The following is an 18,758-nucleotide window of genomic DNA, read 5'->3' on the forward strand; positions in this document are numbered from 1 at the left end:
GTCATCAACCGCGCTAACTTGGGTATGGAAGTAATGCACGAGCGCAATGCTCACAACTTCCCGCTTGATTTGGCTGCTAGTGAAGTCACTCCAGTGGCAATGGTTGCTCCTTCTATCAATGGCTAAGTTTTAGCTATCGATTGACAAAAAGCGCTCCTAGTAATAGGGGCGCTTTTTGTTTGGGGAAAAATATTTTTAGAGACCGGCTTCTATCCGTTAAATCCCTTAAATCCGTTACCCCGTTTACCTCCGTTACATCCATTCGTTGCTTTCCTTCTTCCTTTTTACTTATTTTTTCTTCCTTTATTCTTTAATTTTTTATGATTACTATAGAATATAGCCACTAGGCCGATCGAGATACTGTGACATACTCCACGGGCGAAATCTTATATTATGGTCTAGGATTCCAATAGTCGGATTCAGAATATGTTGGGCTTGCTATAAAGTGTTCGCTAGCAGCAATGCAATTGTGTCAATTCCCGAATCTAACCATAGACAAATGTAGCTGATCAGGAGTCGCTCCTCACCGTCCCAAGCGCTCTATCTGTAAGGAGAATTTGTATTATGAAAGATGGACAAGAAGTACGCCGCGTCTCCACCGCAGTGATTGCTGGTGTTTGCGGATTGGCTTTAGTGGCGGGTGGGGGCATTGCCTGGTGGACGGCGAATCGTTCGCAAACTCCCGCAGACACACAGTCTTCCGCTCCGACTAACGCTCCGGCGCTGTCCCCAAGTCCTGCGGAATCGCCTGTTGTAATTATCCCGGTGCCCCCTCCAACTCCTGTCCCAGCCCCTACTGCTCAGACGCCTAACGCTCAGACGCCTAACGCTCAGACGCCTAACGCTCAGACGCCTAACGCTCTGGTGCCAAAGTCCTCGCAGCCAAAGCCTTTGCCGCAGACTGATGTCCAGACAGTGCAAGTCTACTGGGTTAAAGATGCCAGCGGTAAATTTGAGGCAGTTCCTACGAAAGTAGCTGTCAAACAAGCTGACAAGCCTGATGCAGCTTTACAAGCTGCTTTTAACAGTTTGTTGGCTGGGCCGAAGGATGGAACTGTTTCTAGCGAAATTCCGAAGGGGACAAAACTCAGGGGTTTGAGTGTTAAGAATGACGGAGTTTATGTCGATTTGTCGGCCGAATTTACTTCGGGGGGAGGGAGCAATTCGATGACTGGCCGGTTAGGGCAAGTTATCTATACGGCTACGAGTTTACAACCGAATACCAAGGTTTGGATTTCGGTGGAAGGGAAGCCTTTAGAACTTTTAGGCGGCGAAGGTTTGGAGGTGGCTCAGCCGAGTACCCGCCAAAGTTTTGACAAAAATTTTCCCCTTTAGTAATTATGAGTCATTAGTTAGGAGTCATTAGTTAGGAGTCATTAGTAACCGGTCTGAAGGCAGAGAGTAGGGATTGATAACTGATGACTCATGGCTGATGACTCATGACTGGGGGCTGGGCACTAATTTTCAGTGCTTCGTAGTTAGACTAAATGCCCGAAAGTGTAGGGCTTGCTGTTCGATCCTGCTGGCAAGCCGATCGCACACCATATTACACAGCTCAAAAATTAACTCGTCTTGCACCTTATAATAAGCTGAAGTTCCTTCACTCCGGCGAGTGAGGATACCAGCTTGGAGCATGAGTTTTAGGTGCTTAGAAACATTGGCTTGACTCGTTTGAGTAGCTTCCACCAATTCTTGCACGCATTTTTCGCCGTCGCGAAGCAAGTTCAAAATTCGTAAACGCATGGGTTCGCTCAAAATACTGAAATACTCAGCAACTTGTTGCACGACCTCTTGCGGGACAGGCTGGGATGACTTCATCAAACTCACCGGAGAGAAGTGATCGGGAAATATTAGCATTTATTCTGTCCATAACAATAAAGTAATCCTTTAATCCGGATTAATTCGCATCAACACTTGACCGTATTCGACAGGTTCGCCATTTTGAACTAAAATTTCCATCACTTGACCGGAGACTTCATCAGCATCGATCTCGTTCATCAGCTTCATCGCTTCGATAATACAGACTGTCTGATTGACCTTGATGCGATCGCCCACATTGACAAAAGGCGGCTCGTCAGGGGCCGCAGCGCGATAAAAGGTTCCTACCATCGGCGAGATAATTGGCACCCATTTCGTATCGACAGAAGCAGGTACGGCAGCAGGTACGGCGACAGGGGCGACGGGTACAGGGGCAGCCAGATCCGCTGCTAAATTTTGGTCAACAGCAGGAGGTGACGCTAATGTGGGGCTAGCAACAGCGGCCAACGCGCTCGGAGCGACTGTCGCCACGGCAGCAGGGAGAGCAGCAGAGGTGCCTGGTGAACTTGCCAGACTGCCTTTGCGTACTGTCAGTTCAATATCCCCACTTTTTAATGTCAGTTCCGAAATGCCAGTTTTGTCTAATACAGTTAGCAAGTCACAAAGCTGGTTTAAGTCTAGTTGCACAGCAGATTCAAGGGTAATTGAGAATTGAAAATTGAGAATTGAGAATTGAAAATTCAGAATCAGGCGAAGCTAGGAGCATCAACGACTTTGGAGGCAAAAGGGATAGTTTTTAAGCTGTGAGCAATGAGTATTGAATTTGCACTTCTTTAACTCATAACTCAGAACTAAAAACTAAAAACTCCCTTTTCCTTCCTCGTTTCTACTCTCGGCCGAGGTACTTGTCTTCACGAGTATCAATCCGAATCCGTTCTCCAATGGAAATAAATAGAGGCACCATAACCTGAGCTCCGGTGGAGACGATCGCGGGTTTGCTGCCACCGGTGGCAGTATCTCCTTTGACTCCGGGATCGGTTTGCAGCACTTCCAAGACCACAGAGTTGGGAAGTTCCACTTCCAGGATTTGGTCGTTCCAGCGCAGGATGTTGACTTCCATCCCTTCACTGAGGTACTTGACACGATCGCCTATTTGCTTAGCACTAAGGCGACTTTCCTCGTAAGTTTCCATATCCATAAAGACGAAATCGTCGCCCTCTTTATAGGTATGCTGCATCACACTCTTTTCCAGGTTGGCTTGAGGCATTGTCTCGCCCGCCCGGAAGGTTTGTTCTACTACGTTTCCGGTTTGGACGTTTTTTAATTTTGTCCGCACGAAAGCCGAGCCTTTTCCTGGCTTGACGTGGAGGAATTCGATAACCCGCCACACGCCGTTATTCCATTCAATTGAAACACCTGGTCGAAAGTCGTTACTGGAGATCATATAAATTTTTGCGGGCAATCCCGTCGCCTTGAGGCACGGGGGAACTACAGTCAGTCGATTTTAGATTTTAGATTTTAGATTTTAGATTTACTCCACAGATGAATTTGGGAGATTGAACCTTGGTCTAAAATTTTCATCTCTCCACGACAGGAGTCTGGGGATTGTATCCGTTTTTGAGCGGGTCAGGTTAAAGCTGCAGTCTAGCTGACGGCATCAAAAAGCAATTGGCATTTTATTTTACCGTTCAAAGGGAGCAAGTGCTTTACTGAAATGTTAATGGCAGTGGGCTGTTGTCAGTTGACTGTTGACTGTTGTTAGTCGGCATCTCCCTCCCGGGCCGAAGGAACAGACACTTTAGATGGGTAGCAGCTCAGAAGGCCGACAGCGCTGTGGGAAGATAATAGAGGCAATAAAAGTTAAAGTTATGTTGCATTGGCCTAATTTCTCGATCGATACGTGCAAGCGCTGGGGCAAAACCGTCGCTTTAGCGCTTCTGCTGTTCACTCTCTCCCTGAGTTTCAGTGCAGTCTCCCATGCCAAACGCCCCAGCAGCAGTATGCCTGCAGGGAATGCGATTACGGACGGCAGGGCGCTGCTGCGCTTCGCTTTACCTATTGACAATCAGACTGTGCGAGATTTGCAAATCAGTCTCGAAGACATTAATAACCACATACGGGCAAAACGTTGGGGGCCCATTAGCAGCGATGTCAGCAAGGCTTCCAGGATTCTCAACCTTCGCGAATCTGACCTTTTAGAGAGTATTCCCGACGCCAAAAAGCCGGAAGCTGAGGCGCTAGTTGCAGGAGTCAAGGAGAAAGTTGCTCAACTGGAAAAGGCTGTTGAGTCTAAAGACAGGGACAAAGTGATTGACTTGAAATCCACAATCCTAGGTTCCGTAGGCGAACTCGAAGAGTTGATGGTGACAAAGTTTCCATTTGAGGTGCCGGCCAAGTATGCTAATCTGCCTCAACTCAAAGGGCGCGCTACTGTGGCTGTACAAACTGAAAAAGGGGAAATTACTGTTGTGGTTGACGGCTACAGCGCCCCGGTTACGGCTGGTAATTTTGTGGATTTGGTCGATCGAGGTTTTTATGACGGTTTGCCGTTTATTCGATCGGAAGAATCCTACGTTTTGCAAACGGGAGACCCCGAAGGCAAGGAGGTTGGTTTTATTGACCCAGCTACTGGCAAATACCGGAATATACCGCTAGAAGTGCTCGTCAGGGAGGAAAAAGAACCTATTTACGGGATTACTCTAGAAGATGCGGGGCGTTATCGCGACGAACCTGTTTTGCCTTTTTCTGCTTTCGGTACGGTGGCGATGGCCCGCACTGAAACTGAACCAGACAGCGCTTCTTCTCAGTTTTTCTTTTTCTTGTTTGAACCTGAACTCACTCCCGCTGGCCTGAATCTGTTGGACGGTCGCTATGCTGTTTTTGGTTACATGATTGAAGGAAAAGAAGTTTTGGAGCAACTAAAGCAGGGAGACAAGATTGTATCTGCTAAGGTAGTTAAAGGAATCGAAAATTTGGTGCGACCTCAAGTTTAATTAATGACGGCGATTGAAATCGCTGCTTGTCAAAAGTGACGGCGATTGAAATCGGTTTTACACAAACAAAGCCCGCCTGCGCGGGCTGAAAAAATCAAGAGTGACTGCGATTGAAATCGTTTCTAGATGGTGAAGGAGATTGAAATCGCTTCTGCACAGATACATCCCGCCTCAGCGGGCGGGAAGAAGAGATAATTTTTATAGTTTCGTTATTGAAATTAGGAATTAAATCGAGAATATGGCTATTTTACAATTTTTATTGGTAATGGGTTTGGGCGGATTCGCAGGCTTGTTGATTGTGAAAAATGTGAATGAAAGCAAGCAAAAACAGCGGTTGGATGAGGCTTTTTATCAGTTATTGGAAACTCAAAACAGTCAAATTTCGTTGATTCAACTGGCGGCTAATGCTAGGGTTGAGGCTGAAGTGGCTCAGCAGTATTTAACTCGGCAAGTTAAAATTTTTTCGGCGGTTTTAGAGGTAGATGATGAAGGGGATACTTTTTATAGGTTTCCTAGGTTGCGCTTGCCACCGAGTTCGGGTAAGGAATGGTGAAGTGAGAAAGTGCGATCGACTAATTCAAATTTATGCAAGTTAAAGATATCGGTGAACAAGGCCTTTTAAGAATATTGCAAAAATTCTGCCCTGCAGAGATAGTGGGTGATGATTGCGCTGTCATGGCTACAAATGCCAACCAATCTCTCGCTATCACTACAGATATGTTGGTGGATGGAGTGCATTTTAGCGATCGCACTACGGGGCCTTATTACGCAGGATGGCGCGCCGCAGCCGCGAATTTGTCGGATCTGGCGGCTATGGGAGCAAAGCCTCTGGCGGTGACTGTAGCCCTCGCTGTGGCGGCGGATACGGCTGTGGAGTGGGTTGAAGAGTTTTATCGGGGGATGACGGCTTGCTTGCAAGAATATCATACGCCGATCGTCGGTGGCGATGTTGTGCGATCGCCCGTGGTGACTGTGGCGATTACGGCTTTTGGACAAGTTGAGTGCGATCGTACCATTAGTCGGTCAAATGCGCGATCGAGTTGGGCGATTGTGGCTACTGGGGTTCACGGAGCCTCCCGCGCGGGATTAGAATTGCTGTTAAATCCAGAATTCGGGCAAAATCTTACAGAAGTCGATCGAGCTTCCTTAATTCTCGCCCACCAGCGCCCTAAACCGAGGCTGGATGTTTTGCCGGTTGTTTGGGAAATTTTAGATTCTGCGGGTGAGTTTTCCATCGCCGGAATGGACAGCAGCGACGGTTTAGCTGATGCGATTATTCAAATTTGTCGGGCTAGCGGTATTGGCGCAAAGGTCGATCGCACAAAACTACCAATTCCCGATATTTTCAGCGAAATCGTATCAACCGAAAAAGCTTTAGATTGGGCATTATACGGCGGAGAAGACTTCGAGTTAGTGCTGTTTTTGCCCATCGCGAATGCTCAGTTATTAGTGGAAAAAATAGGAAATGGAGCCGCGATTGTGGGAATCGCTACTGAGAGCACCGATATCTGGTTGACTGATAGCACCGATATTTATCCTGATGCTATATTAAAGCTCGATCGAGGATTTCAACACTTCTGAATTATCTCTTATCTTAGTCTCGCGTTGCGCGGACATCGTTTGTGTAGCCGCGGTTTCAACCGCCCGGTTCCTGATTCGACAGTTCTTCCACCTCCGACGAGGTAGGATTAACTGGTGGACTTTGGGAAGCGCGTAATTGTGAAACTGAGTTACGACCCAGCAATCTCAATCTACCATTAATTTTCCATTTCCCATTAATCAAACCAACAACTCCAGCAACAATTACCACAGCCAGGAGACTCCACAACAGGCTAGCTATAGCAGGATGAATGCGATCGCCCGCTTGAGGTATTCTGATAACTAGGGGTGTCTGAACATAAGCAGAAACAGCAGAAACCACAATCCCTCCAGCCCCTAAGCCAGCACCTAATATTTGAATAGTTTTTTCCAAAGAGCGATCGCTTTCTGTTTGTTCAATTTCTACAATTCCTCCCACTAAATCTACCGCAATTTTAATCAAATCAGTGCCATGTTTAAAATAGCCTAAATCTCCCTTAATTTGTTCTTGAAAATACCGACAACTTCTATCAACAAAAAACTTAAATGTTGTCAATTTATCAGGAGATAATTGCCATTTATCGCCAATTTGCAACAACTTTTCTTGATAATTATAAACCTGAATACTAATCGTGTTATTGAAATCTTCTAAATATTCCAATGCTCTTTCATAATTCAAACTTTCTCGAAGTAACTCTTTTAGTTTGATTTTTAGATACTTTAAAGATTCATCTATATTAACACTTGGCCCCGAATTAACCTCGGTTGGCAATCCAATCCGAGTCACTTCTGTAATTTTTGTTTCCAAGCTTTCAATTGTTTGCTCAATTTCTAAATATCGTTCCTTAAGTAGAGCGTAATTTCTGCGACTATCAATAAAAGCTTTAGTGATTTTATGGCGGTGATAAAATAGCTCAAACAAAGGTTGAACAATCTTGGCTAATTTTCCCTCAATGTCATCATCAACCAGATAAACAAACACCTGTATTTCCTTTTTGGGAGAACTATACTCAAAAATCGGAGAATCGAATAATTCATCAGCATGATAAAAAGGTGGACGCACAGATACTTCTGGGAAGAGATGCTTTAAACATTCATCTGCAACTTGGCGGAAGTCATTTTTACTTGGCTGTTGATAAGTTTTTGATTTGTAAGTAATCAAAATGGTTTGTCCTAGCCAATTTTCATGACTATCAGCAACTAGGAGATTATTAACACTAAATTGTTTTAATGCTGTAATTTCTAGGTCTTTGTTTTCCTCAGTTTCTGGGCTGCCAATTCTCCCTAAAATGCCTTCACTATCATCGAGACGGCAAAATTTTAAAGAACCATTGATTTGATTTGAATGCGTGAATTTCTCGGCTCTCGTGAGGGGATAACTGAGGTTTGCTTGAGAAAAAACTTTGCTTTTGTCGGGGCTAAAATGTTGCCAGAAGTTATTTGCCCAAGTCCAGATTGAGTTAGCTTCGGTTTTGCTTTCGCTGCTGAGTTGGTAGCTGTAGATATAGATTTGGGGATGGTCAATTTTTAGCATCTGGTGCGGGGGGATTTGAGCCTTGATCAAGGCGTGTTTTCAAGTTTGCTTCTAGCTTTTTGATATCAGGATAGGTATTCGTGAGTGTGTCATAGCCCGGTGTGACTTCGGATTCTGCATCATCGAGATTTTTGCGTTTGAGAGCTTTGATTTTGTCTCGGACATCTTTAAACTGGCGATAGAGTAGATTGATAGCATTTTCTACTGTATCATTGTCGGCACCAGATTCTGCCAAAGGTAGAATTTTGGTAATTAATTCTTCGATAAATGGGGGAGTAAGAATTGCAGGTGCGGTGGTAATGGCTGTGTAGATTTGGGACAAAATATCGACTTCATTTTCACTCATAAATTTACCTCACAAATGGATGTACAATGTCAAGTGCTGTAGAGGCGGTTTTCACCAACAATAATTGCCGAAAATCAATCATCTCATATACTTCGACTACGCTCAGTAACCCGCCCCCGAACTATAAGCCGATCGCACAAAATGCTCCCCAATGATAAACATCGCCGTAGGGTTTTTCACCCACATCGTATCCGCCTAATTCCTTGAGTATCCGCTTTTGCTGGGAAGCCTCGAAACTCTCCGAACCTTCCACCCATTCTAGCAAATCAGAAGTAGTGGCCGACTTAAACCAGCGCTGGGTATCGTGGAGGGCTTGACCAATGCTAACTCCAGGTTGCAGTACCTCATAGAATTTTACCATGATCAAGGCAGTTGAGAGGTCATTGACAGCCCAAAGACTGGCCAAAGTTCCCATTGCTCCCGCGTAGAGAAATCCCGTCGGTAATCCAATATAATCGGAGCGATTCTGCGTATCAATTAGCGCGGTTTCGCAGGCGGAAAGCACCACGAGGCGGCACTGTTTGAATCGCAGTCGGAAAATTTCAGCCAAAGTCAGGCATTTGTCAATATCGGCTGTTTTGCCTTCGCGCCATTCAACATAACGCTCAGGGAGGGGTAGGCACGGGGGCACTACCCCTACGGGATCATTGTTTTCATCGGCGCTGGTAGGGGCGGTGCCCCCGTGCCCGCCCTCTGTGGTGGGAAGGGGTAGGCACGGGGGCACTACCCCTACGGGATCTGCCGCGATGATACCCCCTGACAAAATCAGAAACGACTTCAGCGGATCGTCAGCATTAAACGAGCCGTGACAGGAAAAATGCGCGCAATGAGCATTTTCTAACTGCTCTAAATATTGTTCCAAAAGATTAGTTTTACTCGCTTGTGAACCCGGAAGAATTTGACTGATGGCGAATTTGGGGGCGATGCTGGCCACTTCCACATCGGTGTATGGAAGATCCAAGGTGGGGTTTTGCAGGGCGAGGAGTTGGTCAAAATTCGGCTGGATTGTAATCTGTTGCAGGAGTTGGCAACTGGGGCTGTATTGAATTCCTTGGGTGAATCTATCTAACAAGAATTCGTCGTCAGTTAGGGGTAGGGCGTGGAGGGGGAACAGGTGCAGCATCCAGTGGGGAATTAGGATTAAGCGGGTATTTTCTGAGGGCAGAATTGTGGTGATTTGGAGGATTTCGGCAAGACGCTGGAGATAGTCGGAGAGTTTGGTTTGCCAGTGGGTTTTGCTTTTTTTGTAGTCGGCGCGGTAGTCGTTAACTAAGTCGATTAATTCATCGCATTGACGATTGCGATGCACTGTCAGCACGTCGGGGTAAGTGAGGACAAAGGTGATGATTTCTTTGTCGGTGATGTACCACTCAATTAAGGCGGTGTCTGGGGTGAGGAGTTGGGTAATTTCGGTGAATGTAATGGGTTTTAGGACTTGGGGGGTTTCCTGTTTTTGGGCGATGACTTCGGCAAGGTTGCGGGCTTTGTTGGCTTCGGCATATTCTAGTGCTTCTTGGTTGCTTTGGCGATCGAGGCATACTTGCACCATACCTTTGTAGAGTCTATCCCACTGCAAATCGTGTTTTTGCTTGGTTTCATCCCCCGATTCTAACTCTCGTAATTTGGTGGCTCCGGTTATGGCATTTTTAAAGGTATTGTAGGCACTTTGGAGAGTTGCTGCTTTTTGGTTGGTGTCTTCTGGTTTTTCTTGGTTGATGTTGTCTAGTTTTTCCAGATAAGTCCAGCCCCGGTTATTTAAGGTTTCTACATTATTGAGCGGGAAAGCCTCAAGGGTACGAACTGTTAAAGCAGCGTCATAAAAGCCGATCGCCCGTTCCAGATTATTCGCCCGCGTACCGTTGATTCTGTATAAGTAGGCACTAGCTAGGTTATTTTGAGTCATTGCCCAATCTTCAGGGAAATCCTCAAGGGTATAAACTGTTAAAGCTGCCTCATAAAAGCCGATCGCCCGTTCCAAATTATCCGCCCGCGAACCGTTGATTCTGTTTCTGTAGGCATTAGCTAGGTTATTTTGAGTCATTGCCCAATTTTCAGGGAAATCCTCAAGGGTATAAACTGTTAAAGCTGCCTCATAAAAGCCGATCGCCTGTTCCAGATTTTGGGCCTGCGAACCCTTGATTTTATCACTGTAGGCAAGAGCTAGGTTATTTTGAGTCATTGCCCAATTTTCAGGGAAATCTTCAAGGGTATAAACTGTTAAAGCAGCGTTATAAAAGCCAATCGCCCGTTCCAGATTATCCGCCTGCGAACCCTTGATTTTATCACTGTAGGCAAGAGCTAGGTTATTTTGAGTCATTGCCCATTTTTCAGGGAAATCTTCAAGGGTATAAACTGTTAAAGCAGCGTTATAAAAGCCAATCGCCCGTTCCAGATTATCCGCCCGCGAACCGTTGATTCTGTTACTGTAGGCATTAGCTAGGTTATTTTGAGTCGTTGCCCATTTTTCAGGGAAATCCTCAAGGGTATAAACTGTTAAAGCTGCCTCATAAAAGCCGATCGCCTGTTCCAGATTTTGGGCCCGCGAACCCTTGATTTTATCACTGTAGGCATTAGCTAGGTTATTTTGAGTCCTTGCCCAATTTTCAGGAAAATCCTCAAGGGTATAAACTGTTAAAGCAGCGTTATAAAAGCCAATCGCCCGTTCCAGATTTTGGGCCCGTGAACCCTTGATTTTATCACTGTAGGCAAGAGCTAGGTTATTTTGAGTCTCTGCCCATTTTTCAGGGAAATCCTCAAGGGTACGAACTGTTAAAGCAGCGTCATAAAATGCGATCGCCCGTTCCAGATTTTGGGCCCGCGAACCGTTGATTCTGTATAAGTAGGCATTAGCTAGGTTATTTTGAATCTCTGCCCATTTTTCAGGGAAATCCTCAAGGGTATAAACTGTTAAAACTGCCTCATAAAAGCCGATCGCCCGTTCCAGATTTTCTGCCCGCGAACCGTTGATTCTCTCACTGTAGGCAATAGCTAGGTTATTTTGAATCATTGCCCAATTTTCAGGGAAATTCTCAAGGGCATAGACTGTTAAAGCTGCCTCATAAAAGCCGATCGCCCGTTCCAGATTATCCGCCCGCGAACCCTTGATTCTGTTTCTGTAGGCATTAGCTAGGCTATTTTGAATTTGAGCATATTTTTCACTCCCCGGTTCCAGATTACTTAACAATAGTTGATAACCAGTAATAGCAATTTCAATATTATTCGCTCTATTCCCACGGGAAAAGTTACTAATATCAATACTCAATTTTCCAATGAGGCCGACAATTGAGCTAATTGTTTCTGGATTTTCGCCATCAAGTAACTTCTCGGCTAATTGCTGTAAAGTTTCGGCAAAACGGGCATTGAGGAGATGTTGCCGTTGATCGAGCATGGGGTAAATTACTTGAATATCGCCCTTGCTATCTTGTTCTGCTTGCAATAATTCTAGGATAAAGTTTGCATATTCTTGGGGATTTTCACCTTGAGAGTTATTGCTATCTCCGCCATCGTTCATATCGATGAATTGCCCTAGCTGACTGGCGAGATTTCGGAGGAAGTTAGCGCCATTCTCGCCTCCTTGTTCTGCCAAGGTTGATGCTACTAACTCGCAAGTTTCCAGAAATCCGCGATCCAATAATTCTGAGTTATCCTGTAATATCTGCGGTTCGTCTCCGTTGGGGCAATTCAGCAGGGTGTGAATTAATTGCTCGTAGGCTGCGATGCGGGTTTCTTCCATTGTGGCGAGTTGTCAATAACACCGGTATTTATTTTATCATGATTGGGGGTGGGTTTTTGGGTGGCGAGAAACCGGGTTTTTGCGAAGATATTTAATCGGAGGCGAAGATATCGGAAAAAAACCGATTTCTGAGATGGTGCGTGGTGACGAGAAACCTGGTTTTTGCGAAGATATTTAATCGGAGGCGAAGATATCAGAAAAAAACCCGGTTTCTGAGATGGTGCGCGAAGATGTCGGAAAAAACCCGGTTTCTGAGATTGTTAAAGCTGTATCACTTTAAGCATTAGCCAGCTTCTTTTTAATCATTGCCCAATACTCAGGGAAATCCTCACGGGTATATACTGTTAATGCTGCTTGATAAAAGGATCTCGCCTTTTCGAGATTTTCATCCCGCGAACCGTTGATTCTGTCATTATAGGCATTACCTAGATTATATTGAATCATGGCCCAATCTTCAGGAAAGTGTTCAGGGGTACGAACAGTTAAAGCAGCCTCAAAAAATGCGATCGCGCGATCGATATTTTCCGCCCGCGAACCGTTGATTCTGTTGGCGTAAGCAGCAGCTAGGTTATTTTGAGCCATTGCCCAATCTTCCGGGAAAGCCTCAAGGGTATATACTGTTAAAGCAGCGCCATAAAGGGCGATCGCCATTTCCACATTTTCGGCCCGCGAACCCTTTATTCTGGTAATGTAGGCAGCAGCTAAGTTGTTTTGAGTTTGAGCAAACTTTTGGCTTCCGGGTTGCCGATTATTTAAAACAAGTTGATAAGCAGCAAGGGCAATTTCAATATTATCGGCTCTATTCCCACCGGAAAAATTACTAATATTAATACTCAAGTCTTCAACGAGACTGACAATTGAATCAATAGTTTTTGCATTTTCCCCACCAACTAACCTCTCGACTACTTGCTCTAAAATGTCAGAAAAACGAGCATTTAGGAGATGTTTTCGTTCAGCTAGCATGGAGTGAATTACTGCTGTATTGCTATTGCTACCATCTTCTGCTTGCAATAATTCTAGAATAAAGTTTGCATACTCTTGGGGATTTTCACCTGCGGAGATATCACCATCGTTGATATCGATTAATGGTGCTAGCTGGCCGATCAGCTTCCGCAGGAAATTAGCGCCGTTTTGTCCTCCTTGCTGTGCCATTTTTTCTGCTACTAACTCGCAAGTTTCCAGAAATTCGACATCCAACAATTCTGAGTTATCTTGTAATATCTGCGGTTCTTCGCCGTTGGGGCAATTCAGCAGGGTGTGAATTAGTTCTAGGTAGGCTTGGGCGCGGCTTTCTTCCATTGTTGGGGAGTTGTGAATAATATCGAGATTTATTTTATCATGGTTGTGCGTGGGTGGCCAGAAACCGGGTTTTTGCGACAATCTTTGATCGGAAGCGAAGATATCGGAAAAAACCCGGTTGCTGAGATTGTCGGTGGGTGGCCAGAAGTAAGGATTCAGGTAAAAAATAGTGAGCGTGAGAGCTGAAAAATATGGTAATGTAGTCAGATGAGCGAAAAGTCAGAGTTATCAGCAGCACTAAAATTAGAAATGGTTGACCAGTTGAGCCACCAGGAGCTGGTCAAAATTGTGCTCACCCAACAGAAGCTGATTGAAAAATTACAACTCCAGCTCGAAAAGCTCCAAGAGAGACAGCCTAGCAATAGCAAAACATCATCGAAACCCCCATCAAGCGATCTGATACAGAAATCAGAGACAGCCAAAGTTGACAACTCAAAAGAGTCAGAGTCCGAGCCAAAGCGCAAACCAGGAGGACAGCCGGGACATATCGGCAAAACCCGAAAAGGATTTGGGCGAGTAGATAGATATCAAATCAGCACTCCTGACTCTTGCGAGCATTGTGGTAGCAGAGAATTAAGTGATGCGATCGGTTATAGCAAGCAGCAGGTAGCCTGCTTAGTTGCCTTACCTATTGAAGTGGTGGAATATCGACGAGTCAAATGTCAATGTCATGAATGTGGAGCAATAGTAATCGGCTCACCAGCATCCGGGATAGTTCCAGGACAAGACTTAAGCATCAACCTACAAGCATTATTGAGCTGGTTAGGTAATTATGGGCACATATCCTATGAAAAACAACAAGAATTTCTGCACGAACTAGGTGGAATTGAAATTGGGATCGGGACATTACAAGCAACAAATGCGCGGGTAGCTGATGCTGTCAAACCCGCCGTTGAAGCCTTATGGCAATGGGCACCATTACAAGCTTTCCGTCCATGTCGATGAAACTCCGTGGTGTGTCAAGGGAGTCAAAGAATGGTTGTGGACAGCTACGGGTCAAGATTTTTGCCTGTTTCATGCTGCGGATACTCGGAGTAGAGCCGAATTAGAGACGATGCTGGGGCATGAATTTGCTGGAGTGTTGAGTTCCGATGATTTTAGCGTATATAACGGTGTGATCGTGGGAGCGCAGCAGAAATGTTTAGCCCATTTACGGCGACATTTTAAGAAAGTTCTGCAAATCGGCCACGGTAACAATGCTGTCGTCGCAGAGGCATTTTTGGAATTAATTGATGAGGCATTTCGACAACATCAAAAATGGCGGCAACACCCCCAAGAGATTGATTATCAGACTTGGGCGAGGGACTTTAAGACCAAGCTGGAAAAATTGTTAAATACTTGGCAAGGTCATGTGGGTCATGCTGCCGGATTGTTATTGCGCTCGTTGCGTGATAAAGCGCAACAGTGGTGGTACTTTTTAGACCATCCGGAAATTCCCCCTGATAATAATTTGGCAGAACGTTCTTTGCGATTAGCCGTGACTAAACGTAAGGTATCTGGGGGTTCCCGGTCAATGTCTCGGTTTGAACAAACTGCTGATTTGTTATCTGTGATTCAGACTTGTCGGTTTCAGGGTAAAAGCGCAATGGCTTTTTTCCGTGATGCTATATCTGCCCATTCTTGTAACTTTTTTATGCCTTCTCTTATTCCTCAATCACAGACCTGAATCCTTACGGCCAGAAACCGGGTTTTTGCGAGAATATTTGATCGGAGGCAAAGATATCGGAAAAAACCCGGTTTCTTAGATTGTGTGTGCAGACAAACCGCCCGGTTTTCTAATTCCGACACAATGCTACTTTGGGCATTAATCTATCCAAAATTTGCTCGATCGCAATTACTGTCCAATCAATATCAGCTTCTGTGGTTTCTCGTCCTAGAGTCAATCGAATTCCACCAACTGCACCGATTTCGTCATATCCCATTGCTAATAATATCGGACTGGGAGTTAGTTTGCCGCTGCTACAAGCAGAACCGGAACTAATGCCAATTCCTGCTAAATTTAGCTGCCGCACTAGAGTTTTGCCTGTGATTCGTTCTGTATCTCTCTGTTGATAAGGGCGGGAAGAAGGGGAGACTATGCAAAAACTGACGTGGTGGGGGAGTCGGAAATATCGATCGCCAGTTGGTACTAAACTGGGTACGTGGGATAATCGGTCAAAAAGCCGATCGCGCAATGCAATTAACCTCGGCGTTTCCACATCTATTTCCTGCAATGCTAACTCCGCCGCCACCCCAAAACCGACGATTGCCGGCAGCGCTTGTGTCCCGGAACGCAGTTTCAATTCTTGACCACCACCGCCTAACATTGGCACTAATTCTACTCCCGGACGCACGTAAAGCGCCCCCGCACCTTGTGGCCCGTAAAGTTTGTGACTGGAAAGGGAAAGCAAGTCTACGGGCAGTTTCTGCACGTCAACTTGCAGCTTGCCGGCCACTTGAACTGCATCGGTATGAAACATGATATTGCGATCGCGCGCAATTTGTCCCAATGCCTCTATTGGTTGCAGCGTCCCAACTTCGCTTTGTCCGTAAATGATTGAAATTAACACTGTATTCGATCGCAGCGACTCTTGCAAATCCAAAGGGTGAATTCGCCCAAATTTATCCACGGGTAGGCGCGTCACTTCCCATCCCAACTGTTCGAGTTGTCGCGCCGGTTCTGCTACTGCGGAATGCTCTACGTTGGAGATAATGATATGCTGCGGCTTGGTATAAAGACGCGCAATTCCCATTATTGCCAAATTGTCCGCTTCAGTGCCCCCACTGGTAAAAATTATCGATTCCGGTAGCGCGTTAATCAAGCTAGCAACCTGCATTCTTGCTAATTCTAAAGCTGTCGCAGCCCTTTGTCCCCACTCGTGCAAACTGGAAGGATTACCCCACTGCTGAGTCAGGGCTTTTTGCATGGCTTGAATCGCTTCTGGGCGTGCGGGTGTTGTGGCACTATAGTCGAGGTAAATTTGCATGATAAATAACTAATTAATGAATGTTGACTGTTGACTGTTGAATGTTGACTGTTGTGAGTGGCTACCAATAACCAATAACCAATAACTGATGGCTAACTTCCTGGTTTGCAGACGTTGTAGTCTTCGTGCGACAAAACTTTTTGGGGTATTAAGAAAGTGCCGCAATCTTCACAAAGCATTCTGTAGTTGCGAGTTACAGGAATACTGATTATCAAACGGTTGTGACGCAGGCGTTTGCCGCCGAAATCTCTGTAATTCTTATTTTCGCCCAAAGCTGCTATAATTGCGCGGGCTTTAGTAACTACGTGGTCGGGCAGACCTCTGAGATCGATGATATCTCTAGCAAATGATGCTTCCCTCTCTTGTTTTTTGGTTTGTTTTTGTGTCAACACTTCAACGTAATGCTGCTGCGCCACCAACTCTTGCGTGCAGCGATGGCACGCTTTACCATATCCTTTGTGACCGCACGGAAAAATTCTTTTTCTTTTAGCCATAAAGCAGCGGTATAGGGTTTGACCCACGCCCCTGAATGCTGCTACCCTACCAGTGATGCTTCCGGCATCGAGGCAGTTCTACAAGACGCAAAATCTATTCCCTTGCATAAATTTAATAGGTTGTAACTTTACTTGATCCAATAGCTTAGAACTGTGGGATGGCTAATAACCTCTATATTTTTTAAAATTTTGTGGCTGTATTGTATTATCATTTACTCGGTTTCTGTTGTGCTGGGCTGGTGGCGCTCAATCTGGCGGGCTGCGGACAAACAAAGCAAGACGTGCAGAATTTACCTCTCAGTCTGGCTCCATTGCCTCAAGACCCCTTGTTGCAAGTATACTTCAATCAGTCGATCGCTTCGAGTTATACAGAGCCTTACCGCCAGCAAACTAGACCTGGAGATGATTTAGAAAACTCGATCGCTGTGGCGATCGCCAATGCTGGATCGACGGTAGATGTTGCGGTTCAGGAGTTTCGCTTGCCCAGTATTGCGAGGGTTTTGGCCGATCAACAGCGATCGGGAATTAAAGTGAGATTAATTGTCGAACATATCTATAGTCGCCCTTGGAGCGATTTTACAGCTCAGGAGTTAGCGAAATTACCGGAAAGAGAGCGCGATCGTTATAACGAATTTGTGCAACTTGCCGATCGCAATAAAGACGGTAAATTGAGTGCCGATGAAATCAAACAAAACGATGCTTTGGTAATTGTCAAGGATGCGGGTATTCCTGTAATTGACGATACTGCTGACGGCAGTAAAGGCAGCGGTTTGATGCACCACAAATTTGTGGTAATTGACGGCAAAACCGTAATCGTCACTTCTGCTAATTTTACCACAAGCGATATACACGGCGATTTCAAGACATCCGCAAGTCGCGGCAATGCGAACAATTTGCTAAAAATTGAAAATGCTCAAGTAGCGCAACTATTTACTCAAGAATTTAACATCATGTGGGGCGACGGGCCCAAAGGCAAACCGGACAGCAAGTTTGGCATCAAAAAGCCGTTTCGTCAAGTGCAAAAAGTAAGAGTAGGGAATTCAACAGTTGCGGTGCAATTTTCGCCGACGACTGCGACTTTGCCTTGGGAAAAAAGCAGCAACGGTTTGATAAATCGAACTTTGAGTAGTGCGAAAAAGTCGGTTGATTTGGCACTGTTTGTATTTTCGGCTCAGCGGTTGTCAAATACTTTGGAAATTCAAGCTAGCCGGGGAGTTGCGGTGCGAGCTTTAATTGACTCTAACTTTATTTATCGCTCTTACAGTGAAGGGTTGGATATGATGGGGGCGACTTTGATGCAAGATTGCGGGTTAGAAACTGACAATCGCCCTTGGAGAAAGCCGCTGACTACGGTGGGAGTGCCGTTGTTACCAATGGGCGATCGCCTGCACCACAAATTCGGCGTTGTGGACGGCAAAACGGTACTTACAGGTTCTCACAACTGGAGTGAGGCGGCAAATCACGGGAATGACGAGACGCTGCTGGCGATCGAGAGTCCCGTAGTTGCAGCCCATTTTGAGCGAGAGTTCGATCGGCTTTACAAAGGTGCAACCTTGGGAATTCCCGCCCGAATCAAACAGAGAATTGACGCTAAGAAAAAAGAGTGCGATTCACTACAAGCAGCATCAAAATCGGCGAGTGCTAAACCTCAAATTGCTGCGGGTAAAAAGTTAGTTAATTTGAATGCCGCGACTCAGGAAGAATTAGAAACCTTGCCCGGAGTTGGCCCGAAGTTAGCCGAGAGAATTATTGCAGCGCGGCAACAGCAACCTTTCACCTCTTTGGAGGATGTGGCACGGGTACAGGGAGTCGGGGACAAGATTTTAGAGAGATGGCGCGATCGAGTAACTTGGTAGTTAAGTTCATACTCCTGAGATGTTGCACCATTCTCAATTACTTGTTTAGGAACAGGCTTTTCGGCCTGTTCCACAAGAAAATTCACTCTTTGTGGAACAGGCCGAAAAGCCTGTTCTTCAGAATGGTGCAAGATGTGAGTAATCAGGACTTCATTCGTGACTCTAAAAAGTTCACAGTCATAACTTCCGTCCTTCTTTTCG

General features: G+C 45.5%; 14 protein-coding genes and 2 pseudogenes. 7 read left to right on the top strand and 9 right to left on the bottom strand.

The annotated features are described in order from the left end of the window. Positions 1-126: pseudogene (locus NDI35_RS00005) on the top strand (photosystem II q(b) protein); the annotation flags it as partial. A gap of 438 nt (positions 127-564) precedes the next feature. Further along, complete coding sequence (locus NDI35_RS00010) at positions 565-1,335, top strand: GerMN domain-containing protein (RefSeq protein ID WP_445310941.1); 771 nt, start codon at positions 565-567, stop codon at positions 1,333-1,335. Between the two features lie 129 nt (positions 1,336-1,464). On the opposite strand, the gene NDI35_RS00015 is transcribed toward NDI35_RS00010, so the two are convergent. From NDI35_RS00015 to efp, 3 genes are all read right to left on the bottom strand, one after another. Then, the gene (locus tag NDI35_RS00015; RefSeq protein WP_006631662.1) at positions 1,465-1,857 is read right to left on the bottom strand and encodes an ArsR/SmtB family transcription factor; all 393 of its coding nucleotides are present in this window, start codon (positions 1,855-1,857) and stop codon (positions 1,465-1,467) included. 30 nt (positions 1,858-1,887) lie between these two features. Then, positions 1,888-2,445, bottom strand: coding sequence for an acetyl-CoA carboxylase biotin carboxyl carrier protein (gene accB, locus NDI35_RS00020; protein ID WP_445310942.1), 558 nt, complete (start codon positions 2,443-2,445; stop codon positions 1,888-1,890). A 199-nt stretch (positions 2,446-2,644) separates the two neighbouring features. Further along, positions 2,645-3,202: an elongation factor P gene (gene efp, locus NDI35_RS00025; protein ID WP_445310943.1), complete on the bottom strand. Its 558-nt coding sequence runs from the start codon at positions 3,200-3,202 to the stop codon at positions 2,645-2,647. A gap of 424 nt (positions 3,203-3,626) precedes the next feature. Here efp and NDI35_RS00030 point away from each other — a divergent pair, with 424 nt between their 5' ends. The 3 genes from NDI35_RS00030 (at position 3,627) to thiL (ending at position 6,332) form a co-directional block, all read left to right on the top strand. Then, positions 3,627-4,751 carry a peptidylprolyl isomerase gene (locus NDI35_RS00030; RefSeq protein WP_445310944.1) on the top strand — a complete coding sequence of 375 codons (1,125 nt, stop codon included), beginning with the start codon at positions 3,627-3,629 and terminating at the stop codon, positions 4,749-4,751. A 238-nt stretch (positions 4,752-4,989) separates the two neighbouring features. Further along, positions 4,990-5,304: a hypothetical protein gene (locus NDI35_RS00035; RefSeq protein WP_190739081.1), complete on the top strand. Its 315-nt coding sequence runs from the start codon at positions 4,990-4,992 to the stop codon at positions 5,302-5,304. Positions 5,305-5,336: 32 nt separating this feature from the next. Continuing rightward, positions 5,337-6,332: a thiamine-phosphate kinase gene (thiL, locus tag NDI35_RS00040; protein WP_445310945.1), complete on the top strand. Its 996-nt coding sequence runs from the start codon at positions 5,337-5,339 to the stop codon at positions 6,330-6,332. Positions 6,333-6,387: 55 nt separating this feature from the next. Here the strand turns inward: thiL and NDI35_RS00045 are convergent, their stop codons facing one another. From NDI35_RS00045 to NDI35_RS00060, 4 genes are all read right to left on the bottom strand, one after another. Continuing rightward, positions 6,388-7,863, bottom strand: coding sequence for a hypothetical protein (locus NDI35_RS00045; protein ID WP_445310946.1), 1,476 nt, complete (start codon positions 7,861-7,863; stop codon positions 6,388-6,390). Next, on the bottom strand, positions 7,850-8,209 hold the full coding sequence (locus tag NDI35_RS00050) for a hypothetical protein (protein ID WP_445310947.1): 360 nt from the start codon (positions 8,207-8,209) through the stop codon (positions 7,850-7,852). The genes NDI35_RS00045 and NDI35_RS00050 overlap by 14 nt, the downstream gene beginning before the upstream one ends. Before the next feature lie 121 nt (positions 8,210-8,330). After that, positions 8,331-11,942, bottom strand: a complete 3,612-nt coding sequence (locus NDI35_RS00055) for a CHAT domain-containing protein (RefSeq protein WP_445310948.1) — start codon at positions 11,940-11,942, stop codon at positions 8,331-8,333. Positions 11,943-12,218: 276 nt separating this feature from the next. Further along, positions 12,219-13,241, bottom strand: coding sequence for a tetratricopeptide repeat protein (locus NDI35_RS00060; RefSeq protein ID WP_445310949.1), 1,023 nt, complete (start codon positions 13,239-13,241; stop codon positions 12,219-12,221). Between the two features lie 207 nt (positions 13,242-13,448). Here NDI35_RS00060 and tnpC point away from each other — a divergent pair. After that, positions 13,449-14,907 (top strand): annotated as a pseudogene (gene tnpC, locus NDI35_RS00065) (IS66 family transposase). A 109-nt stretch (positions 14,908-15,016) separates the two neighbouring features. On the opposite strand, the gene NDI35_RS00070 reads toward tnpC, so the two are convergent. Beyond that, complete coding sequence (locus tag NDI35_RS00070) at positions 15,017-16,207, bottom strand: cysteine desulfurase family protein (protein ID WP_445310950.1); 1,191 nt, start codon at positions 16,205-16,207, stop codon at positions 15,017-15,019. 92 nt (positions 16,208-16,299) lie between these two features. Then, positions 16,300-16,701 (bottom strand): DUF7682 family zinc-binding protein, encoded by a 402-nt coding sequence (locus NDI35_RS00075; RefSeq protein ID WP_333072821.1) that lies wholly within the window; start codon positions 16,699-16,701, stop codon positions 16,300-16,302. A gap of 191 nt (positions 16,702-16,892) precedes the next feature. On the opposite strand from NDI35_RS00075, the gene NDI35_RS00080 reads away from it, so the two are divergent. Continuing rightward, a complete protein-coding gene (locus tag NDI35_RS00080) occupies positions 16,893-18,557 on the top strand; it encodes a DUF655 domain-containing protein (RefSeq protein ID WP_445310951.1) in 1,665 nt (554 codons plus the stop codon). The last annotated feature ends 201 nt before the right edge of the window (positions 18,558-18,758 follow it).

This window comes from Microcoleus vaginatus FACHB-2002 (genome assembly GCF_040004035.1).
Taxonomy (GTDB): Bacteria; Cyanobacteriota; Cyanobacteriia; order Cyanobacteriales; family Microcoleaceae; genus Microcoleus; species Microcoleus vaginatus_C.